Here is a 23,994-nt window from a genome sequence, read left to right on the forward strand (position 1 = left end):
ACCTGGCCATTGGTTGGGTGGGCAGCAGCAGCCCAAGGAGCTTGGTTTAAGCAAAAAGATAATGGCTGTCGTTAGACAGCGATGAAAGGGCCGGCCATCGGTAAAAGATGGGCCGGTTCTTTATTGATTAATTAGTACGATCGTACTAAAATATAAACATGAGTACTAAAAATAAAGCAAATGACCCCAATGACTTGTCGTTTATCGAAAAAGCCCGCCGTGCTCAAATCGTCCAATGCGCGATCGGGACGATTGCCGAAGTCGGCTATGCCCAAGCTTCCATCGGGCAAATCGCCAAGCGCGCCAATGTTAGCAAAGGGGTGATTACCTATCATTTTGCCAGTAAGGATGATCTGCTGGAAGAAGTGGTGGCGGCTTACGCGATCTCGGCGGAGGCTTTTATCCGTCCAGTTGTGGCTAACGCAGCCACACCGAAAGAACGGCTTAGGAAGTATATGGAGGCGAATCTGGCGTTTATTGCGGAGCACCGGGAAATGGTATTTGCCGTCGTGGAAATCGCGGCAGGCATGCGAACGAAGGATGGAAAGCTTCGGTTCTCAGCGGATGCGGACGAGGGCATCTATCAGCCTATTGAGGAGATTCTATATGCGGGTGCGGAGGCTGGATGCTTCCGGACATTTACCCCGTTGTCGGCACGGGTCACGGCGTTAGCCATTCGCCATGCCATTGATGGATTCAGCCTTGAGCTGATGCGTACTCCGGATCTTAGCGTGAAGGAGTACACGGAGGAGCTGATCGGCATCTTTGAGCGGGCCGTAAGTAACGTAGATTACGAATGAGGAGGGGGCGGGGCATGCTGTTCTACGAGGTGGAATGCTTCTGCTGCAAGAAGAAATTCCGGATTTACGAAGGAAGCGCGGGTTACGCTAATTTTAAGGAAAACAACCAACGCGGGAAGTATACCTGCGAGTCATGCAGCCATACGATCCGACTGGAGGCGATTTTCAACCTGCTGCGAAAATGATGAATACTAACGCAACCAAACATGCGGGATCGCTGAGAAAAGGAAAGGATCCATACTTGCCTCAAACGATCCCTCCCTATACCCCAACAACAAGCCTATAAGGTATAATCATTTTAAAAGTAATTGAAAGCGCTTTATTTAATCCCTGGAACGGCGGCTTGAACAGCACGATTCTCTACAGGTTCCGGCATGCAATATACAATATTTCGGACCAAGGGGGATAGGGATGATGCCTCAGCTGAGAATCTGGATCGACTCGATTGGAAGAATAAAAAGGCGTAAGTTCTTTTTAAAGTTAATCGTCACGACCGTGTTGATTACCGTGCTTCCGAGCCTGATGTCCAATATCTTCGCTTATTACAGAGTATCTGACATTGTCGAGGAAGAGACGGGAAACAACAAGCTGCAGTATTTGAACCAAACGATCAACACGCTTGAGATTCTATTGAACCGGATTAAGGAAAATTCGAATTTGCTTGCGCTTAATCGTTCTTTTATCAGCTTCGAGAATTTCCCGAACGGGGCTTATTACGAGAGCCTCCAAGGGGCGATCCCGAAGGAGGATTTGCCTGCGCTGTATGCTTATTTGGAGGCTAAGAAGAACACCTTCCTCACGATGAACTCATTTAAACTTTCGGATCAATTCGTGGATTCCGTATATTTTTACGACAGCAGCAAGAACCTGGTGATTACCTCGGACAATGACCGCTCGAACCGCCAGTTCCGCCGAGAGGACTTTTATGATCAAGGCTGGTATGAAGCCGTGCAAAACATGCAGATGAACCCCGTTTTCCTGGACACCCGGGTCGCCAAGCAATACCCTCAAGGCGAGAAAGAGCTCCTGTCCGTGATCTACAAGTCCAAGAAAGCCAGCAACGCGATTATCGTTAACCTCGATGCATCCATGATTTATGCGGATATTATCAGCAAACTGAACGCGAATGACGACATGTATGTCGTGTCCTCCAGCGGAAATATCGTGTTCCGCAGCCAAGCTTCCGGTAAGGATGACTTTCCGCGAATCGGATTATCCGAAGCGCTCCAACATGCAGGCGGGGCGGGATCTTACTCCATTGAGCTGGACGGCGGCAAAAAGCTGGTCAGCTACTCCTCCTCGAAACTGCTGGATTGGACGTTTGTCAACGTCTCCGATATGGGGGTATATACCCAGGGCACGATTGACATCAAACAGACGATAACCTACACAGCCGGCGCCTTAATCCTCTTTTCGCTGCTGCTGTCCTATTTTTCGTCCAGAAGCTTGTATAAGCCCATTTCCCGCTTGAATGCGCTGGCGAAAGGCAGGGAGGATGATATCCGGCCGGATCGTGGAAAGGGTAACGATCATCAGGATTTCAGGCACCGTAAAAGGAGCGTTCACGTTCCGGATCATACGCTTAAGGGGGCGAATGATGAACTCAGCGTCATCGGCAGCTTTGTCAGTTCGACCATCGATGAGCGCAATTATTATAAAGAACGGCTGGAGGAAAGCCTGCCTTTCCAATTGGAACGGTTTAAACAATCATTGCTGCAGCGGCATGCCATGAGTCTTGAAGAGATTGAAGCGAAGAAGGATTATCTTGGGCTCGACATCAGCCTTCATGATCTGTCCGTATTCTTGCTGTCTATTGATGAGGAGCTGGCCTCGAATGGCGAGGATATGCTGGCTCAGGATCTGTGCAAGATCAAAATCATGGATGCCCTGCGGGACAGCAAGGTTTTGGGGCAGGAGACCGCATTTTTCGTGGTCAATGTGGAAAAGGACAAGGTCGCTCTTGTTTTTCATTTTCCCGGCAAGGGACGCCAGCCATTATTCCACCTGGCGCAGCAGCTGCTCGATGAAGTCAATGCCCGATTGGGAGCCCAATGCTCCCTCGGCGTTGGAAGCATCTGCAAGGGGATCGGCGAGCTGCCGCTTGCGTATGAAGAAGCGGCGGAGGCGCTGAAATATCGCATTCTGTATGGCAAAGGCTATGTTATATCCATGGACGATATCCGTGCCGACAACGGGCAGACCTTTATTTATCCAAGCCAGCTTGAGGAGAAGCTCAATAATTACATCCGGACCGCCTGCTTGGAGGAAGCACTCTCGACGTTCGGGGCTTTTGTGGCCGAGATCGAAGCCTGCAAGAATAAGCTGCATTACAACCAGATCCAGCCGATCTTCATTCAATTGCTTACATCAATCCGGCATTCTTTCAGCTCGTTCGGAACGGACATCGAGATTTTGTTCGGGGACGGAACAGATCCCTATCGGGAGCTGCTTGATCTGGAATCGCTGGATCACATTGTCCTCTGGTTTCAATCGCTTATAACTCGTGGAATTGAATGCATCCGTCAAGAAATTCATGCCAGGGGCAATCAGCATATCGCCAAAATCATCGAGATCCTGGAGAACGAGTACGATAAAGATATTTCGCTCTCGTGGGTAGCCGAGCGGTTGAACCTCAATCCGGCTTATATCAGCAGATTGTTTAAGCAAAGCACCGGTCAGCCCTTCATTGATTATTTGAAGCAGGTTCGGGTCGATAACAGCAAGCGTCTGCTTGCGGAAGGCAGGCTTAAAATCAATGAGATCGGCAGACAGGTCGGATTCGGCAGCGCCCACTATTTTATTAAAGTGTTTAAGGAAATAACCGGACTCACCCCCGGCGAATACAAAAAAATATACTCTTAACCATGATCCCGGCTCCTTGCTCCCGCCAAAGGAGTACCGGGATTTTTAGCTTCCATAACAAATAATTGATAAGTAGAAATGTTGTTATAAATGTACGGCGTTTTTCATTTAAAGCGTTTACAATCCGTGATAAGGTGTCACCTGACAGAAGGTCCCGGCCATGTTGGAATCGTGGACCCGCAAAGTAGAAGGAGGGATTATGATGAAAAAATTCGCACAGACCACGCTGACGGCCATGCTCGTCCTGGCGATCGCGGCATGTGGCGGCGGAGGGAGCGGGGGCAATGGAACACCAACCGGATCCAAGGAAGCTGATGGAGGTTCCAGCAAGGGCTCCGGGGAAATGCCCAAAATTTATATTTACCAGAATACCGGGGCTTTGAATCAGAAGCCGGAAGGCAGCGTACCGGACGCGTTGGAGGAAATGAAACAGATGTATATGGAAGAGCTCGGGATTGAGCCGATCGCCATTGTGCCTCCGAAAGGCTCCGAGGGCGAAAAGCTGAACCTGCTGCTCGGGTCCAAGGATCAAGTGGATGTATTTCAGGGGGATTGGGATCAGTATGCTTCGAAGGGGGCCATCATTCCGCTGAACGATTTGCTGGAGGAGCACGGCCAGGATATTTTGAAGGCATGGCCGCAGGAAGCCTGGGATTATATGACCGATAAAGACGGGACGATCTGGGGGATTCCCCGCGGCTTGCCTTCCGTTCATTATCCGGTATGGATTCGCACAGACTGGCTGGAGAAGCTGGGCTTGGAAATGCCGAAAACGATCGATGAGCTCGAGGCGGTGATGAAGGCGTTCCAGGAGGGCGATCCTGACGGCAACGGCAAAGCGGATACCATTCCCATGATGACCGATATCAATGGAATCAATAATGCGCTCATGGGCGGCTTCGTTGAAGGCGGCAACAGCAACTGGCTCGACCCTGCCGATAACAAAATCAAGCCGGTCGAGCTGGCGCCGGGCTACCGGGATTTCTTGGCCAAGATGGCGGACTGGTATCAGAAGGGCTACATCTACAAGGAGGCTTTTGCCAAATTTGACCCGCTCGAGCTGCTGAAGACCAACCGGGTGGGCATGTCTTCCATGTGGTATTCAAGAATTACGCTGCTGTTCCCGCAGATCAAGCCAAACCTTCCGGAAGGCGCGGACTATGCGATTGCGAGAGATCTTACGGGTCCTGCCGGCAAGCTGATGACGGCGTCGCGCGGAAACACAACGGGCATGCTGGTCACGAAAAAGGCCAAAAATCCGGAGGCCGTAATCAAGTTTATCAATTATCAATACAAGGACTTGCCGACCAATACCCTGAATGCAGCCTTCGGCAGGAATTGGAAATATTTAGATGACCAAAAGTTCGAGATCGAGCTGCTTAGTCCGGAGCTTCGGTATGCCGGCGAATATATGCTCTCTTTGGGCCTTGCGACGGAGAACAAATACGCCTTCCGCGATCCGGTGAAGAAGATGCACGCCGATTATTTAAATCATGAAATTACGAATGTGAGCGCTGCCAAAATGCCGCTGGATGCGACCGTCGTCTACGACAAGGAGCGGCTGAAGCAGAATGTTCCCATGCTGGAGGACCTGGATCGTTTGCGGAGCGAGGAGCTCGTAAAGTTTGTGACCGGTGTAAGACCTCTGGGTGAATTTGATCAATACATTGAACAATTGAACAAGGCGGGGCTGCAGATGTGGATTGATGAATACACGAAGCAATACCACGAGCTGAAAAAATAAAAGCGGGAGGGCACGCCTATCATGGAGCTTAAAGCAGCGACGGTTCCCCCGCCGGAGTCCAAGAAAAAAAGCCGATGGCCTGCAGTGAAAAAGCATCGGTTCTACTATTACTTAATCCTGCCCGGTCTATTATATTTTCTTATTTTTGATTACGTGCCCATGTTTGGCGTCATCATTTCGTTCAAAGACATCTCGCCGTTCGAAGGAGTACGCGGGATATTATCGGGCGAATGGGTAGGCTTCGATCATTTTGTCCGTTTCTTTCAATCCTATTATTTCTGGAATGTTCTCCGCAATACGTTCCTGATCAGCTTCTACAATCTGTTGTTCGGGTTTCCGGCTGCAATCGTATTGGCACTCTTGATGAATGAACTGAAGAACGGGCTGTTCAAGCGGTTCGTTCAAACCGTCTCGTACTTGCCGCACTTCATCTCGACCGTCGTGGTTGCAGGACTCATCATGATGATGCTGTCCACGGACAATGGATTGCTTAATGCGATCATCGTGTTTTTCGGCGGAGAGCCGATTCTGTTCCTAGGGGAGCCCAAGTATTTCCGGTCCATCCTCGTTGTATCCCATGTGTGGCAGACCGTCGGATGGGGCACGATCTTGTACTTGGCAGCCATGGCCGGGATTGATCCGGGACTGTATGAAGCCGCAAAAATCGATGGTGCCAACCGGCTTCGTCAAGCATGGCATATCACGCTGCCAGGCATCTCGCATGTCATTGTCATTATGCTTATCCTGTCGATCGGGGGATTGCTGAATGCGGGGTTCGAAAAGGTGCTGCTGCTGTATTCGCCTGCGGTATACGAGGTGGCTGACATCATCGATACGTATGTGTATAGAGAGGGCCTGACATCGCTTAACTATTCATTCGCCACGGCGGTCGGTTTATTCAAAAATCTTCTGGCCATGACGCTCATCTTGGGCGCGAATTATTTCGCGAAGCGAATGAACCAAACGGGAATCTGGTAAGGAGGGATACGGTGGGTGGAATAAAGCCGACGAGAAGCGAACGTATTTTTGATGCTGCCAACATTGTTTTCCTGATCTTTTTGTCCCTCATGTTCGTCATCCCGTTTCTGGCGGTGCTGTCGACGTCGTTCATCAGCGCAGAGGAATCCATGCGCCGGGGGGCATTCGTGCTGATCCCGGAAAGGCTCGACTTTACGGCCTATGACGTGCTTCTTAACCGGGGGAAGATCATTTTGAATGCTTATCAGGTTACGCTTTTCAGGGTCATCGTGGGCACGTTCCTCAATTTGCTGTTCACGTCCATGCTGGCATACGGTTTGGCGCGCCGGAGCTTGCCGGGCCGAAACGGGCTGGTGCTGTTCATCTTTCTGACCATGATCTTTCAAGGCGGCTTGATCCCTAATTATATGCTGATGGATACGCTGGGGCTTAAGGATACGCTTTGGGTGCTTATTTTTCCAAGCTTGGTCAGCGCCTGGAATTTGTTTATTCTTCGGAATTTCTTCATGGGACTGCCGGAGGAGCTGGAGGAGTCCGCCGTCATTGACGGGGCTACGCCTCAGCTGATTCTGTTCAAAATCGTCATTCCTCTCTCCATGCCGGCTATGGCAACGATCGGCTTGTTCTATGCGGTTCATCATTGGAATGATTGGTTTGGGGCATCAATCTATATCAATGACATTAACAAGATGCCGATCCAGGTCATCATGCGCAATATTTTGCTAACGGGGATAACGCAAAACGAGGCACAGCTGGAATACGTGCAGAATCCCCCGCCGGCCGCCACTTTGAAGTCGGCGGTTATAATCATCAGCACGCTTCCCATCTTGTTTGTGTATCCGTTTCTGCAGAAGTACTTCGTTAAAGGGGTTATGGTCGGCTCCATTAAAGGTTAGGAGGGTTCGTTTATGATGAGGCCGCTTCGCAAGGCGTTTATTGGCTGGATGGTGTTTATTGTTATGGCTGCCTGCTTCCCTCATGGCCCCGTTAGCTTAAGTAATGCTGCCAAAGCTGAGGCAGCGGCCGACGGGGAAGCGCAGTTTCGCAATATCGATTTGTTCGTGGCAGGAACGGAAGGGTATCATACGTTTCGCATTCCGACCGTGTTGACGACCATGGACGGAACCCTGCTGGCGTTCGCCGAGGGGCGGAAAAACAGCGCTTCCGATACGGGAGACATCGACCTTGTGCTAAAGCGCAGTATGGACGGCGGCACGACATGGGGGCCGCTCCAAACGGTCTGCGATATGGGCGCGGATACCTGCGGCAATCCAACAGCGGTACAAGATGAGAGCAATGGCCGCATATGGTTATTTATGAACCATAATTATGGCGACGACACGATCGAGGAGATCAACAATGGAACGAGCAGGGGCGTACGGACGATTTGGAGCGCATACAGCGACGATGACGGAGCTTCCTGGTCGGAGCCGGTTAATCGGTTTGAAGATGTGCAGCCGCCTGATATAAGGTGGGATGCAACAGGGCCTGCCATCGGCATTCAGCTTCGGCATGGACCTAACCAAGGGCGGCTGGTGATTCCCGCGATTGGCCGGAACATCCAGAGCGACGATCATGGCTTAACCTGGTATCAGAGCGGCTATATTCAAGGGGATACGAACGAGGCCACCGTGGTGGAATTGACGGACGGCACCTTGATGCGGAACGACCGCTTGTCCGCCAACAAAGAACGTAAACGGAGGGCGATCTCGACAAGCAGAGATCAAGGAGCGACTTGGTCACCTGTGCACTATGCGCCTGAGCTGATTGATCCGGTCGTGCAAGCGAGCATTGTGCGTTATTTGCCGGCCGATAATGATCTTGGCAGCAGGCTGCTGGTATTCGCCAATCCGGCCAGCGAGAACGTCAGGGAAAATATGACGGTCCGCCTAAGCCATGACGACGGAGCCACCTGGCCGGTAGCGAAAACGGTATACAGCGGGCATTCCGCCTACTCCTCGCTCACCGTACTGCCGGACGGAACGATAGGTCTGTTGTTTGAAGGCGGGGGTTATACACCTTATGACAAAATCATGTTTGCAACCTTCAATTTGGCTTGGTTCGAAACGGAGGATGTGCAGCTGGACGGCCTGGTGTTCTCGGAAGGCTCGCTGTCCCCCGTGTTTAGGAGCGATATCGAGCATTACCGCCTTACATTGTATGAAGGAAGCGAAGCAGTGACGGTTACGCCGATCGCATCGAAAGCTGGCGTCGAAATCGAAATAGCGGGCGAGCCGGCAGCACCAGGAATACCAAGGACGATCCGGCTGGGCGAACTTGATAAGCTTCTCGTTACGGCCCGGCTTGGGCATCGCACGCGCACCTATACGATTGAATTGGATAGGTCCAGACCGCGTCCGGAGCTGCTGCTGCACTGGGATTTCGAGCAGGTTAGCGTTGAGGGCGTGACGGATGTGACAGGCAGAGGGCATACCGGCTTGCTGAAGAACGGCGCGGCGATCCTGCCTGGGGCGGTGCGTTCCGATGGACAGGGCCATGTTCTGCATTTGGATGCCATGCAGCGTTCGCACGTCGAGATCACGAAGGCCGATGATCTTCATTTTGGAACCGGCGATTTTACCTTCGCGACATGGGTCAACCCCGAGACGCTTTCCCGGCAGCGGCATCTGTTGATATGGTACGGAACGGCCGGCCGGGGCGTCCCGCAGTGGTGGATGTCGGTTGAACAGAACGGTGCAGTCCGGATGAATCTGAACGGGCTGCCGCTGAACAGGGAGATTGGCATAGCAACGCCGTCCGGTCTGGTCAAGACCGGGGAATGGGCGCATGTTGCCGGTGTCCGGCAGGGCGGCAATCTTCTGGTGTACGTCAACGGGGAATTGGCTGCGACATCGGCCCAATTTGACGGTGCCGCTATGAATGTGACGAACGAAGACGCTCCGCCGCTGGTCGGCTTTGATAAAGGCACAGTTGCCAATCGGGATTGGAGCGGCAGTCTGGACGATGTAAGGATATATCGCCATGCGCTGGATCCATCCGACATCAGGAAGCTGTATCAGCTTCCGTCCGACGCAGCCGCCCCGGTCACGGAAGCTGTCGTTACGCCGAACGAGCCGGACGGAATGAATGGATGGTATACGTCCGATGTGACGGTGGAGCTCACGGCAGCGGATCAAGGCTCCAAGGTGACTTACACGGAATATCGGCTGAATGGCGGGGAATGGACGAATTATTCAGGAGCAGTCTCCGTTTCTGCGGAAGGAATCACCACGATGGAGTACCGGAGCCGGGACGGAGCAGGCAATGTGGAAGAGACCCGGACCCTGGCGCTTCCCATTGACAAGACGGAGCCAGAGCTCACGGTCACTCCGAATCTTGAGGTTCTCTGGCCGCCTAACCGCAAGTGGGTGCCGATGGAGATAAGGCTTGACCCCAAGGATGAATCATCCGGAATCGATTCAATTGTATTGGTGTCTGTCACAACCGAAGGCACGCCGGACCCTCTTGAGGGAATTCGGGATGCGGACATCGGAACAGCGGATACGTCCTTTCAGCTGTTGGCCGCAAACCATCGGCGCGGAGAGAAGCGGGCGTATATCATTACCTATGAAGCAAGGGATAAGGCCGGGCATTCAACGACGAAGACAATAACCGTGGAAGTGGCGAGAACGGTTAAGGAGGATGAACGTTAATGGCGATTGAAAAGTTTGCGATCAGCAGAGACGAGGAATGGTATGAAGCATGGCCCGATGTAACGCTAACTGCAGCGGGCAAGCTGGTATGCGTATTTTCCCAATGCACGCATCACGGCGACAGGTCGGCTACGCGCCTGATGCTGACTGAAAGTACGGATAGAGGAAGAACCTGGAGTGACAAGAAGCCGTTTACCTCATGGACGAAAGGATTTCCCTACTGGAACTGCGCTCGGATTTCGAGACTGCGGGATGACCGGCTTGTTATCGTCGCAGATCTGATTAGAGAGAAGAAGGAGAACGGGGGACGGAATTATATATGGATTGGGGATGCCGAAGGGAACCGCTGGTCCGAGCCCATCGAGACGCCGGTTACCGGTATCGTGCCGGATAAGCTGTGCGAGCTTGCAACCGGACGGTGGCTGCTGTCCGCCCATGAGCGAAATGCGGAGACAGGCGTCAGCGAGCAGCGTCTATGGTACTCGGATAGCCAAGGCGAAGATTGGTACGGACCGGTTACTGTGGCTTCGCATCCGGATCTGAAGCTGTGCGAGGGGAGCATACTTCCGCTCCCGGATGGAACCCTGGTTGCCTTCCTGCGGGAGAACTCCGGGCTGGGGCTCGATTGTTACAAATCGATTTCCTATGACCAGGGCGAGACTTGGAGCGGACCCTACCGCGTCCCCATCCCCGGGTGTCATCGTCCGGTTGCAGGGATGCTGCAGAGCGGAAACATTATGATCGCGTACCGTTTCATGCAAGGCGGCAAAGGCTGGCTCGGCACCTGGACGCAGAACTTCTTTGTCGCACTGACGGATCAGGAATCGGCAAAGGCGACCGAGCGGCGGGAGCAGTGGACGAGAATCATGCCCATCGATTATGACCGCAGCCCGGCAGCCGATCTCGGTTATTCGGGATGGGTGCAATTTGAAGATGGGGAAATCTATGTTGTCCAATATATTGCCGACGATGCGCTGAAAGCGCAAATTCGCGGGTACAGCTTTTATGAGGATGATTTTCTGTTAAGACCTAATCCATAAGGAGGGGACTCCCCTTGAACCTGGTAACTGGAGAACGAAGCAAGTTTAAAGGCATATTTACCGCATTGTTGACGCCTATGCACGAGGACGGATCGATCGATTACGAGTCGTTATCGCGTTTGGTGGAGCATCAGATCTCGCTGGGAATTACGGGCTTCTACGTTGGAGGAAGCACCGGGGAAGCGTTTATTTTGACGACGGAAGAACGGAAGCAGGTGCTTGAGTCCGTCGTCAAGACGGTGAACGGCCGGGTGATCGTGATCGCGCATATCGGCTGCATCAGCACCATGGAGTCGGTTAAGCTTGCCCGCCACGCGGAAGAGCTTGGCGTAGATGCCGTTTCGGCCGTCGTTCCGTTCTATTATAAAGTAACGATGAAAGAGATCCGGGAGCATTATGAAACGATCATGTCCGCCGTGCCGTTGCCCATGCTGGTCTATCATTACCCGGGTGCTACCAGCGTGAGTCTGACGATGGATTTTTACACGGGAATGAGCAGTCATTCCCAATGTATCGGCGTGAAATTTACGTCCTTGAACCTGTTTGAGATGCAGCAAATCCGCGCCTTATGCCATGAGCGGTTCATGATTTTTAACGGGCATGACGAGGTATATTTAAGCGGGGCTTGTGCCGGAGCCGACGGCGCGATCGGGAGCACCTTCAATATGATGCCCGGACCATTCATTCAAATGCACGATCATATCAGCACTGCCCAAAGGCCTGATATGAGGCTCCTACAGTCTTTGCAGACGGAGGTCAATGCGGTGATCTCGCACATGATCCAATACGATGTTATCGCGTATGAAAAGTATATTTTATATCTCCAAGGGGTACTGCGCTCCCCGAAGGTACGCCAGCCCTTAAAGCAGCTGACGGATGGCGAACGGCGGCAGATTGATGATTTCTATCGGAATTGCGCCTTGCTGCAGGACCACCGTGTCAGCGTTTAAGCCAGCTATTGGGCAGAGCCTATGTAATGTTCTGGTTAATCGTGGAAGAAGATGAATCCGTCATTTTGGCACGCTCATCTACGGTAAAACTTGATCCATGATAAAGCAGCAACAGGCCGGTCGTGACCGGCCTGTTGTTTTGACGTTCGTTGCCTTGGGACGATTCAGATCCATTTGAATATCAAAATACCTATTTCGGCCATGCTCCCAAACAAAACACAACCCCAACGCAAAAAAACAATCAATCGGCACCTGCCGACATCCTATAATGAAGCCATGAACGGACCAAGAGCTGCTGATGAATCAGGGCAAGGAGGGCGAGCATGAAACGGGATGAATACATGGACGGTGCTGGACTAAAGACAGGGCCGATGGAGGCGCAGGGATGGAAGAGGGATGAGTTTGCGTCCGAATTCGACCGGCGCATAGCCTGGTGGAGAGCGGCCCGGTTTGGCATTTTCGTGCACTGGGGGCCTTATTCGATGCTGGGCGGCATGTGGAAGGGGAAGCGCGTAGAAGCGAATTATGCAGAGCATATCCAGCTGCGCGGGAAGATTCCCGTTGCCGAGTACGCCGAGGCTGCCGCAGGGATGAAGCCGGATGCCTTTGACGCATATGAATGGGTGTCACTGGCGAAGCGGGCCGGTGCCAAATATATGATTGTAACGGCAAAGCACCATGACGGATTCGCGATGTACGACTCCAAGGTCAGCGATTATTCCATCACTCGCCACGCTCATTTTCCGAGCGACCCCCTCAAAGCGCTGGCGGCGGCCTGCGAAGCAGAGGGGATTCGCCTTGGAATCTACTACTCCCACGCGATGGATTGGCATCATCCGGATTCGCAAGGCAATACGCTGGACTACCCGGACAATGTCGGCGCGTGGGACCTGCTGGAGGATTGGGTGGATGACGACGGCAAAAGAACCCGCTTCGAGCGCTATCTTCAGGAGAAGGCATTGCCCCAGGTCGAGGAGCTGTTGACCGGTTACGGCCCGATCGGCGTGATGTGGTTCGACTGCGGCCATAAGATCAGCGATGAGCACGCCGAATGGTTCCGTGACCGGGTGCGCAGGCTTCAGCCGGATTGCCTCATTAATAAGCGCCTTCGGGACGAGCGGTTTGCGGATTACGGCAATCCGCACGATAACCAGCTTCGATTCCGTCCGGTGCAGCCGGACTGGGAGTCGATCCATACCTTGAACGACTCCTGGGGCTTCCGCTATGACGATGATAATTGGAAGAGCCCGGATGAGCTGATCGAGCAGCTGCTCCGGGTCGTAAGCGCGGGCGGCAATCTCGTTCTGAACATTGGGCCGATGGGAAGCGGGTCGATTGATGATACGTCCAGATGCTTGCTGGAGACGGTAGGGCGTTTCCTGGAGTACAGCGGCGAAGCGATTTACGGGACAGAGGAAAGTCCGATCGGCGTGCCGCAGTGGGGCTGGTGTACATGGAAGCCGGACGAGTCCGCGTTATATCTGTTTGTAAGAGATTGGCCTTCGGACGGGCGATTGATCCTGCCCGGTCTCGCGAGCCGGGTCCAGTATGCGCAGCCGGTAGGGGGCATCGGAGAGCATGAGCATCCCCGCAGCCTTGCCTTCCGGCAGCTTGGGCCTTGGGACGTGGAGATTGACGTTCGTTCGGTCCGGAAGCATCCGTATGCAACGGTGATCAAGGTCAAGATCCTGGGGGAGCTGAAGGCGGATCCGACCCCCAGATTCATTGCCGGAATGCCGAACACGTTCTGGGCATACGATGGACGGATTGAGGGAGGCGTTCATTACGATAACGGCAAACGCGGGCATGACGGCGTAACTGGCTGGACTGATCCCGGTGGAGCTGTTCACTGGACATTTCGTTCGGAAGAAGAAAGACCTGTCCGATGTCGTCTTGTGGTCACATTATCCGCCGATGCCGAGCAGGCGGGCGGCCGGTTCGAGGTGTCGCTTGATGAGCAGAAGGTGGAGGCAACGATAGAGGAGACGGGCGGCGACGGGAGCTGGGGAGAGCTCGAGACGGGCCCGCTTACGGTAAGCTCGCGGGGACTCCACCATCTTGAAATCCGGGGCTTATCACTAGCCGGAAACTCTTTAATGAAGTTGCGAAAAATAACCTTGCTGCCTATAGAAGAAGGAGGGAAAAGCCATGAGGCTGGTGTTTGATCCTGCACCGGCAGCCGGAGGCTTCCGCATGCCGGGCTATTGGGTCTGGTGCGGAAGCGTAATCGAGGGGGAGGACGGCCGATATCATATGTTCGCTTCGCGCTGGCCGAAATCGCTGCCCATGCATCCCGGGTGGCTTGCGGCCTCGGAGATCGTCCGGGCGGCTGCGGATCATCCGGCCGGCCCGTACCGATACGAGGAAACGGTGCTTGGCGCCAGATCCCCGGCCCATTGGGACGGATGCAGCGTGCATAATCCGCACATCGTGAAGGTGGACGGGATATATGTGCTCTATTATATGGGCACCACGTTCCCGTTCCCTCTGCCGGAGGACGGAAGGCAGCTGCGGCCGGATGATCCGCTTGCCGTGGCGGCAAGAGCGAATAAACGAATCGGCATCGCGACGGCGCCATCCGTTGGGGGGCCGTGGACCCGGCCGGACCGACCCGTTTTGACGCCGCGCCCGGACCGCTTCGACAGCTACCTGGTGTCCAATCCGGCTCCATGCATCCATCCGGACGGCCGGGTGCTGCTCATCTATAAATCCCGACCTTATGCCGGGCATTCTTACGGAAACATGCAGCTTGGGGTGGCCTGTGCAGGATCGGTGCACGGTCCTTACGTTCGCGGCGATGAGCCGCTATTTCCCCCGTCGGTTCATGTTGAGGATCCGTTTATATGGCGTACACCACGCGGATACGAGATGATTGCCAAGGATATGGACGGCTCGCTGTCCGGGGAGCGATATGGCGGCATCCACGCATGGTCCGCTTCCGGCGGCCGATGGCAGTTGACGACGACGCCCGGGGAGCCGGCGTACTCCCGCAGGGTACGCTGGGATGACGGCACCGAGCGGCTGATGGGCAATCTGGAGCGCCCGTTTCTGCTTATGGAGGGAGGGCGCCCTGCCTGGATGTTCGCGGCGACGTCGGATGGAAGCCGCGGATTTCATGACTGCACGGAGACCTGGAATATGGCGATTCCGATCCGGGAAATCCTTCATCCGGATGAATAGCGGCAGCATTACGCGCCGTTAGGCAGACGAGTCTCGCAAGAAGGATGCACCAGCGATGCTGATTACGCGTCGATCCCGGCTGATGGAACGAGCAAGCCGGTATTGCATCGCGCCTTGTCTCTCAGGCGTGCTCTCATTTTTCGCGGGATTCAAGCATGGCCGGCAAAAAGTCGACAGACTGATGTAGAGATGTTTATATCAATCGCTTTTTAAGCGTCCTTTTCCGTAATCCGCGGTTCTTCACCGTGGTTTGGGATTGGACGCTTTTTCACATATAGCGATAATAGCGAGACTCTATGATGTAATCGGATGGAACGTCGCCTCCGTTTGACGGTTGTTCCTGGTGAGAGCTTGTACGTAATGGCAGAGAAAACCGCGTGCAATCTGATAACACTGATAACAACCGCTTCGTACCTACAACGCCATTAAGCGTATTATGGGTTTGATGATCCGCACAGCTTTTGGTCACGACTGGGGCGTCGGCGTTAAGGGTTGTTCTGCGCGGTCGCGCATTGGAATTCGTACTCGTTCGCACTATACTATATCAATAACCTGAGGCTGTTTTTCGCTGCAGGTTCGCCTGCGGGAGATCGCCATGACCAACCAGATAGGGGGGATGGACACAATAATCGGCTCGATCAAGCCGGATCGTAAAAGAACACACAGGATCATAAAAAACGCCAATACGGAAATGAGGCGATATAGGCTACCATGAAATTGATTTTACGTAAGCGCTTACCTTTGAGTGGCAGGGTGACTGATTGGGCATGGCTCGGCATGGATAAGCGACGGATAGGCATGGACAGATATGAATCATAAGGATCGATATGGATCGATGGCATGTTGGAGCTTGTTTGATCTCCAGATGAAATGAACGGTTGATGATTTCGTGGAAAGGGGAGAGGTTGATGAAGAGAGGCTTTTCGGTTTTGCTCGTGAGCTGCCTGATCCTAACGCTGCTGGCAGGCTGCGGAGGAAAAGCGGGTGAGGGCGGACAAGCGGGAGCTCAGCCGGGAGCTAAGGATGGGGCGGCCGCATCCGAGAAACTGTCCTTCTCGATTTCATTCTCTACGGGCGGCAATATCTATATTGAATCCTCGCCGGATATCAATAACGACAAATGGGTGCTGAAGCTGGAGGAAATGACGAACACCGATCTGGATATCCGTTTGATGTCGCACAAGGAATTCGACCAGAAGATGAGCCTGATGTTTGCCGGCAACGATATCCCGGATGTTGTGGGAAATATGCGAGGCGGGCCTACGACGGCCTCCATGTCGGGCTCGGTGGAAGCCGGCATATTCATGCCGCTTGATGATTTGCTCAAGGAGCATGCGCCGAATCTGATGAAAATGGTGACACCGGAGGCATGGGAGGAGGTGTCGTATAACGGCAGCATTTACGGCATTCCCTCCTGGCTGGAGAACCTGTCGCGCCGCGCTACATTTATCCGTACGGATCTGATGGAGAAGGCCGGCATCAAGGAAGCGCCGAAGACGGTCGAGGAGTACCTGGATATGCTGCGCGCGTTCAAGAAGCTGGGCATTGAGCATCCGTATCAGTATCGCGAGAATTTCAAATATGCGGATACCTTCCTTGGCGCTTACGATGTGCTGCCGTTTCAATTCATGGAGCTGAACGGCGAGGTGGTGCCGAAGTTTTTCGATGTAGAGAATATGACCAAGGCGCTTCAAACGTACAAGACCATGTATGACGAAGGGCTGATCCCGAAGGACTTTGCCTCGCTCTCGCAGGTTGATTACAGGCGCAATATCAATTCAGGCAAGTCCGGCATGTGGGCTTCCAACGGCGAAGGGCTCATCGGCTTTCGCACGAAGCTGAAGGAAGTGGACCCTTCGATGAAAGTAGATATTTATCCGTCTCCAACCGGGCCGGACGGCAAAGGGGGCCTGGGCTTATACAGCTCGATCTCAACGACGTTTTACATCAACAACAAGGTCGGCAAGGAAAAAGCGATCGAGATCATTAAGTTTCTGGACTGGATGCTGACAGAGGAAGCGGATATGTTCTTCTCGTTCGGGATCGAAGGCGAGAACTACACGATTGAGAACGGTAAAGTCAACTACACATGGCCGGTAAAGAAGGAGGAAGTGGATGAAGCCGGGTTCCGGGCCAACCAATTGTGGTTTGTGCATGAGCTGACCTACAACAAGAAGCAGACAGCCCTTACGGAAGACGGCCAGGACGTAGTGGCCGCATTCCGCGATGTGCTCAGCAACGAAGGGCGCGGCGGCATTACCTTTACGGCGAACCTGAACAGCTTCTCCAAGTTCCCGGACCTTGCCTCGACGGGAGATACGGGACCGAAATTCATTCTGGACAGCATGGTCAAAATGATCTACGGCAAGCAGCCGATCTCCGATTGGCCGAAGGTGCTGGAGGAATATCGGGCCAAAGGCGGGAACGAGATCATTAAGGAAGCGACGGAGCGCTGGAAGAACAAGGAGAATGTCGTGGATCGCACAAGATGACTCTACTGGCGCGCAGCCTCGGTACCCTGCAAAATAGCCGGCAGAACTTATCAAGCAAAGGCGAATTTTTCTATACAATAAAGCCGATATGTAAGCGTTTCACCTGATGTGGGCTGCGAAAAAAATAGGTATCCGCCGGTCAAGCCGCTTGTCGGCTGACCCAGGAGGGTACCTTCTCGTTCCGCCGGCGAGATTGTTCATCGGAATCATTCGGATTCTTCTACATACAGGAGGCTGATAATAATGCGGTTGCTTATTGCTGATGATGAACCCGTCATTCGGAGAGGGCTGGTTAAAATGGCGGAATCCTACCGCCTGCGGTTTGACGCGATTGATACGGCCGTAAACGGCGAGCATGCTTTGTCGCGGATCAAGGAGGCCGAGCCGGACGTGCTCTTGACCGATATTCGGATGCCCAGAATGAACGGGCTGGAGCTGTGCCGGGAGCTTCATGAGCAGTACGGGCACATTCAGATCGTCGTCATCTCCGGGTATGGCGAATTTCAGTATGCCCAGCAGTGCTTGGCTTACGGCGTAAAGCATTATCTGCTGAAACCGGTGACGGGGGCGATGCTTCATCAGGCGTTCGATGCGATCATGAAGCATCGTCACAAAGGGATTGTGTCCCTTGCTTCCTATGTCGACTGGATCGAAAATATTGGACAGGAAATTTGGATGCTGCAGACGGAACGGCTGGATCAGCTGTTAAAGGAATGGAGAGAGCAGCTGCTGGCAGCCGGGCTCAGCGTCCAGCAGCTGCAGCAGCTGCTGGATGACGCGGTGGGCATGATCTACCGGCGCTTGGTGTCCAAGGGATACATGGAGCTGACGGCCATCAAGCCGCTGGGTCATGGGGCTGCTCCGGAGCCGCTGCTCCAAGCGTTTGAACTAAGGGTCAAGCAAATGACCGCGGATTTGATCACCCAGCGCTGGGGCAACTTCAAAAATCCGCTGGAGGAGGTGAAGTCCTACATCGATTCGCATCTGTCCGAGGAAATCACCTTGGAGGAAGTGGCTGAAATGGCGGGCTACACGCCCACGTATTTTAGCGCGATGTTCAAGAAGATGACGAACGAAACCTTTGTCCGGTACCGTATCCACAGACGGATGGAGCGGGCGAAGGAGCTCCTGGCGCTGCCGCATATGCGGATCATCGATGTCGCCGCGAATGTAGGCTATGAGGATTACCCCCATTTTACGAAGATGTTTAAGAAAGTGACGGGGCACACCCCGACGGAATACCGGTCCATGCTGGGGTTTAACGGATGAGCAGCAAGCTGTACCGCAAGCTGTTTCTGTACTGCGTGTCCATCATCGTACTGTCCTCACTTCTAATCGGCATTGTCACTTATTCCCGTTCATCGGCAGAACTGGACCAGCAGCTGGACCGGCATATGTCACAAACGGTACAGAATGCGCTGATTCATACGGATATGTACATTAAGTCGTATGACCGGACGATGATTACGCTGCTGACGAACCGGGAATTGAAAAAATTCGTGGATCTGCCGAATCCCGCCGACAACTACGAGTACTATCATATCAGCTCGACGATTAAGGAAATGGTCTTTCGCCCGCAGATGGACCGGGGGCCGGATTTGCTGACCATGTATATTCTCTCCAACGACGGCAATGCCGTCTACAGCTTCAGCTCCGACGTTGCGGAGCCGGTGTTCAGCGCGGAGGAGAAGTCGGCACAGCTTGCGGATCTGCGCAGGCTGACAAAGGATGAGAGCGGGCTGATGATCGATACCGCAAGCATCATTCCGGGAAGAGGCGGCAGCGTGGTTCGGATGACAAGACAGATCAAGGGCCTGTCCTCCATCGCGGAAAAGGGCGTGCTGGCCATGGAGGTACGGTCTCAAGAGCTCTCGACGCTTTGGCAAGGAATCGATCTTGGGGAGCAAGGATACTTCTTCATCGCCGATGCCGACGGCCACGTGGTGTACCAGCCGGAGAGCCTGGTGGGCGACGCTTCATCACCTGCACAGGATCCGAAGCTGAGGGACCGGATTATGGATGCGGGCGAGGATTCCTTCCGGTACACGACGGCGGATGGCGAGGAGCGGGTATTCATGGCAAGAATGTCGCCTTATTCGGGCTGGCGTCTGGTCACCTCCATACCGCTCGAAGAGTGGCGCAAGCCCATCGCCAATATCCGCACCACCGTCTGGGGCATCGGCCTTGTCAGCCTGCTTGCAGCGTGCTTGCTCGCTTACCGGTTCGTGCGTTCCATCACCCAGCCGATCCAGACCATCATCCGGGGGATGCGGCAGACGGAGCAGGGCCGCTGGACGCCGCTTGAGCTTCCCGAGCGGGACGATGAATTGACCGAGATGATGCAGCGTTACAATTTGATGGTAACCCGTCTGTCGGAGCTCATCGAGCGGGTGTACGAAAGCGAGCTGCAGCAGCAGAAGATCATTATCGCCAGGCAGCGCGCGGAATTCCAGGCTCTTCAGCTGCAGATCAATCCGCATTTTATGTATAACACGCTGGAGACGATCGTCTGTTACGCAGAGGTCAGAGGCTCATCCGAAATTACGGAAATGGTATCCTCTCTTGCTTATATGATGCGTTACTCCCTCCTTACGTCTCTGGAGGAGATTACGGTGGCTAATGAGCTGAACCATGTGCTGAGCTACATGACCATCATGAAGCATCGGCATGAACTGGAATTTGACCTGCGGGTGGAGGTGCCGCCTGAGCTGCTGCTATTCAGCATGGTTCGCTTGACGCTGCAGCCGCTGATCGAAAATGCGTTTCAGCACGCGTTTCCGGACGGCATCGACGAGTCGAGCTGGATCACGATTTCAGCAGGCCTGAGCGATGACATCTTCTGGGTCAGCGTGACGGATAACGGCGCAGGTCTGTCCGCTGAGAGGCAGCGCGAAATATTAGACCGGTTCTCCCATGCTCATGAGTGGGACGCTGCGACGGCAGAATCCTCGTCAGCTGCAAGCGGAGACGCGTGGGGCATCGGAGGGATTGGAGGCATCGGGCTGCTCAATGTGCACCGCCGGATCCAGCTTGTGTTCGGTGAACGCTATGGTCTTAGGCTGAGCTCGGAAGGCGGGGGGATGGGCACCACCGTCAAGATGATGATGCCAAGTCCGCAGTCTGCTTAAAGCCGGCTTCTCCTAGGAATCGAAAACCGGTGCGATCACCCATACCTCAGCTTGTTTTGCCTTAAGGCTTCCCTCGGTTTCAAGCCGCTTAATCATGGTCGCACAGCTTCGTGCAGCTTCGTGTAGCTTCCTGCAGCCTCATGCAGCCTCATTGTAACGGACGTAACGCCAACGGCACATGCGGCTCCGTTCGTTTGCGATTGTGTTTTCTTAGGAGAGCATATTTCTTAAAAAAACACCCTGTCTCCGCAAGTTACGGCATGGCGTAACCGGCCGGGCAGCCCTACGATGGAATCATAATCCGCTAAGTGGAGGAAGGAGGAGCGCGTCAATTACGGATCGATCGTCAATCACGACATTAGACGAAGGATGGGGGATGAATGATGAAAAAGGCACGAAAGCGCGATGGATGGGAAAACCGCAGGATTGCCGTCCTGCTGCTGGGCGTTCTGCTGCTCTCCTTGGGAAATTTGCCGGTAAAAGGGGACGCGGCTTTGAATACCGGCGGCGCTCCCGTGAATCTTGCGCTCGACAAGCCGGCCATGGCCAGCTCTGCCGTAAGCGGGCGGGAAGCCGGAAAAGCCGTTGACGGCAGCAGGGATACCTATTGGCAGCCGGCAAGCACGGATCGCGAAGATATGAGCGTGCATATCCAGGTCGAGCTTGGAAGCGGACAGCCGTTGAACCAGGTCATACTTGATTTGAACCGGGGGGATAACCTGAAGGCTGTGGAAATCGATTACTCGCTGGAAGGGGAGTCATGGAGCCGGGCGTTCACAAAGACCGAGGGCATTCGGGCGGACGGTCAGGAGCGTATTTCATTTGATGCCGTAACGGCCTCTCAAGTCCGTATCACGCTGCAGCTGTCGCGGAACCTGAACGTGCAGCTGAAGGAGATGGAGATTTATATGCAGGACGGCAGCTCGGAGATTCCGGTCGATGTAACGGAGCTTGCCTTCGTGAAGGAGGACGGAACTCCATTTGGCAACAATGACGAGCTAAGCTTGGAGATTGGCGGTACCGCTCCTCTCGAGGTCCGAGGAAGAGGGGCGAACGGGGAGTGGGCGGCGCTGCCTCCTCACCAAATCCGGTATCTAGCGGATGGAGCCAGCTCGACGGTTACGTCAGACGGGACTGTGACCGGCCACAAAGTCGGCGCGACCCGCATCTACGCCGAAGCCAGCGTGGGCGGCAAGACGGTCCGTTCGCCGGATTTATGGTTTGTCGTGAAGGATGAGCACGAATTCGAAGATGCGAAATATGTTGCCTTCACTTCCTTTCGTCATCCGGCATTGACGCAGAGAATCGGCGAGGCGGCGATTCTGGAGGAGACCAAGACCTTGCCGGTCGTCATGATTGCACCGAATCTAAGCGGAAGCGTCTCCGCGAGATGGCTGAGGGACGGCCAATCGAGAGGAAATCTCGGGACGAAAACGCTAATCGCTGGCGAGGATGCCTCCATACAGCTTCCAGGCGGTATGAAAGTGCCGGGAACCTATGAGATTCAAATGACGTTCCATATGTCGGACGGCGGGACGTACTACGACAGCCTGTATTATACCGTCATGCCCAAGAACGGGGTGCCTGACGGGCAGAGCCGGATCGCCTACGTCGGCAAAAACGGACGGATGGTTTACGTTCCCGACTATAAAGGCAATCGGATCATCGACTTCTCTCATGTCGGATACCAAGGGGGCGGCGTAAGGCTGCCGGATGTTCAGGCGGAGGTTGCCGTGGAGCCGACCGGCGGGGACGATACGGCGATGCTGCAAGCGGCGATTGATGAAGTGTCCCGGCTCCCGCGGGATGCGGACGGGTTCCGGGGCGCCGTGCTGCTAAGAAGCGGAACGTATTTCGTCGGCGGAACCCTGCGCATTCAGGCAAGCGGCGTCGTGCTCCGGGGCGAAGGCAAGGACGACAATGGGACGATCATCCGCGGCACGGGGACAGCTGCTCGAAACCTGATCGAGGTCGGCGGTACGGCCGGTCCGTCGATCGTGGAGGGGACGGAGACGGACATCCAGGACTTGTATGTTCCGGCGGGCTCCCGAACGTTTCATGTTCAGGATGCTTCGGGCTATAAGGCGGGGGATTCCGTTATCGTCAGACGGATCGGCAGCGAGCGCTGGATTCATGAAATCGGCATGGATCATATCTTTATGAGGCCGCTCACCGGCGGAACGAAGCAATGGACGCCCTTTAACCTTGATTTTGACCGGGTGATCACCGCAATTGACGGCAACCGGATTACGGTTGACGCACCGCTGGCCAACGCCATCGAGCGTCAGTGGGGCGGCGGCAAGCTCTTCAAAGCGACGGACGAGGAGCGGATCGAACAGGTCGGCATCGAGAACATGCGGGCCGTCTCCGATTTTGACCCGAGTAAGACGGACACGAAGATGGATAATGACGTTCTGGATACGCCGTATTATTCGGATGAAGACCACGCCGAGCGCTTTATCATGATGAACAGCGTGAAGAATGCCTGGGTTCGCGAGGTGGAAGGATACCACTTCTCTTATGCCTTGGTGCAGGTCGGCCGGCAGGCCAAATGGGTAACGGTGCAGGACAGCGAAATGTACGACATGGTGAGCATCATCACCGGGGGAAGACGCTACAGCCTCTTCATTCAGGGGCAGTTAAACCTAGTCCAGCGAAACTATACCGAAACCTCCCGGCATGCTTACGTCATTGAGAGCCGCGTACAGGGACCCAATGTAATGTACGATAACAGGGCGACCCGGGAGTACAATACGAGCGAGCCTCATCACCGCTGGTCGACGGGCGGTCTGTACGACAATGTCAGCGCACGGATCAGCGTTCGCGACCGGGCTTGGCTCGGCAGCGGACACGGGTGGGCAGGCGCCAATTACGTCATGTGGAATACCGAGGGCGGGCTCGTCGCTCAGAAGCCGCCGACTGCGCAGAATTACGCAATCGGGCATGTTCCGACGGAGGACGGCTTGAACGTCAGGCCGCTCGTGCCGAACGACTACGACCCGCGTCCGCGGGAGGACGGTTATTGGGAGTCGACGGGTCGGCATGTTGCGCCGCAAAGCTTGTTTATCCAGCAGCTGAAGGATCGTCTCGGCCAGGAAGCGGTGGATCATCTCGCCCGTACGCCGGTGGGAGGCGGTGCTTTGGATGTACCGGAATTACCTTGATCT

General features: G+C 54.4%; 15 protein-coding genes. All 15 read left to right on the forward strand.

The genetic code is table 11. The features are described 5' to 3' along the window. Positions 1–158 precede the first annotated feature (158 nt). The 15 genes from NST08_RS05675 to NST08_RS05745 all read left to right on the forward strand — a co-directional run bounded on the left by NST08_RS05675 (position 159) and on the right by NST08_RS05745 (position 23,991). Positions 159–800, forward strand: coding sequence for a TetR/AcrR family transcriptional regulator (locus tag NST08_RS05675; protein ID WP_341341563.1), 642 nt, complete (start codon positions 159–161; stop codon positions 798–800). 14 nt (positions 801–814) lie between these two features. Next, on the forward strand, positions 815–985 hold the full coding sequence (locus tag NST08_RS05680; protein ID WP_007131227.1) for a hypothetical protein: 171 nt from the start codon (positions 815–817) through the stop codon (positions 983–985). Between the two features lie 226 nt (positions 986–1,211). After that, a complete protein-coding gene (locus tag NST08_RS05685) occupies positions 1,212–3,662 on the forward strand; it encodes a helix-turn-helix domain-containing protein (RefSeq protein ID WP_341341564.1) in 2,451 nt (816 codons plus the stop codon). A gap of 160 nt (positions 3,663–3,822) precedes the next feature. After that, positions 3,823–5,406 carry an extracellular solute-binding protein gene (locus tag NST08_RS05690; RefSeq protein WP_341034280.1) on the forward strand — a complete coding sequence of 528 codons (1,584 nt, stop codon included), beginning with the start codon at positions 3,823–3,825 and terminating at the stop codon, positions 5,404–5,406. A 21-nt stretch (positions 5,407–5,427) separates the two neighbouring features. Then, positions 5,428–6,384: an ABC transporter permease gene (locus NST08_RS05695; RefSeq protein WP_084046713.1), complete on the forward strand. Its 957-nt coding sequence runs from the start codon at positions 5,428–5,430 to the stop codon at positions 6,382–6,384. Between the two features lie 11 nt (positions 6,385–6,395). Further along, entirely contained in the window at positions 6,396–7,280 is an 885-nt protein-coding gene (locus tag NST08_RS05700) for a carbohydrate ABC transporter permease (protein ID WP_341341565.1), read from the forward strand. Between the two features lie 12 nt (positions 7,281–7,292). Continuing rightward, entirely contained in the window at positions 7,293–10,037 is a 2,745-nt protein-coding gene (locus tag NST08_RS05705) for an exo-alpha-sialidase (RefSeq protein ID WP_341341566.1), read from the forward strand. Beyond that, on the forward strand, positions 10,037–11,077 hold the full coding sequence (locus NST08_RS05710) for a sialidase family protein (RefSeq protein WP_341341567.1): 1,041 nt from the start codon (positions 10,037–10,039) through the stop codon (positions 11,075–11,077). The genes NST08_RS05705 and NST08_RS05710 overlap by 1 nt, the downstream gene beginning before the upstream one ends. Positions 11,078–11,091: 14 nt before the next feature. After that, positions 11,092–12,027 carry an N-acetylneuraminate lyase gene (locus NST08_RS05715; RefSeq protein WP_341341568.1) on the forward strand — a complete coding sequence of 312 codons (936 nt, stop codon included), beginning with the start codon at positions 11,092–11,094 and terminating at the stop codon, positions 12,025–12,027. Between the two features lie 323 nt (positions 12,028–12,350). Further along, positions 12,351–14,192, forward strand: a complete 1,842-nt coding sequence (locus NST08_RS05720; RefSeq protein WP_341341569.1) for an alpha-L-fucosidase — start codon at positions 12,351–12,353, stop codon at positions 14,190–14,192. Continuing rightward, the gene (locus NST08_RS05725; protein WP_341341570.1) at positions 14,176–15,207 is read left to right on the forward strand and encodes a glycoside hydrolase family protein; all 1,032 of its coding nucleotides are present in this window, start codon (positions 14,176–14,178) and stop codon (positions 15,205–15,207) included. The genes NST08_RS05720 and NST08_RS05725 overlap by 17 nt, the downstream gene beginning before the upstream one ends. Positions 15,208–16,115: 908 nt before the next feature. Next, complete coding sequence (locus NST08_RS05730) at positions 16,116–17,699, forward strand: extracellular solute-binding protein (protein ID WP_341341571.1); 1,584 nt, start codon at positions 16,116–16,118, stop codon at positions 17,697–17,699. Positions 17,700–17,942: 243 nt separating this feature from the next. After that, positions 17,943–18,968, forward strand: a complete 1,026-nt coding sequence (locus tag NST08_RS05735; protein ID WP_144878200.1) for a response regulator — start codon at positions 17,943–17,945, stop codon at positions 18,966–18,968. Beyond that, a complete protein-coding gene (locus tag NST08_RS05740) occupies positions 18,965–20,827 on the forward strand; it encodes a cache domain-containing sensor histidine kinase (protein WP_341341572.1) in 1,863 nt (620 codons plus the stop codon). Before NST08_RS05735 ends, NST08_RS05740 begins: the two co-directional genes overlap by 4 nt. Positions 20,828–21,207: 380 nt before the next feature. Next, positions 21,208–23,991: a discoidin domain-containing protein gene (locus tag NST08_RS05745; protein ID WP_341341573.1), complete on the forward strand. Its 2,784-nt coding sequence runs from the start codon at positions 21,208–21,210 to the stop codon at positions 23,989–23,991. Positions 23,992–23,994 lie beyond the last annotated feature (3 nt).

The sequence above is a fragment of the Paenibacillus sp. FSL K6-1566 genome (genome assembly GCF_038050475.1).
GTDB classification, from domain to species: domain Bacteria; phylum Bacillota; class Bacilli; order Paenibacillales; family Paenibacillaceae; genus Paenibacillus_AQ; species Paenibacillus_AQ lactis.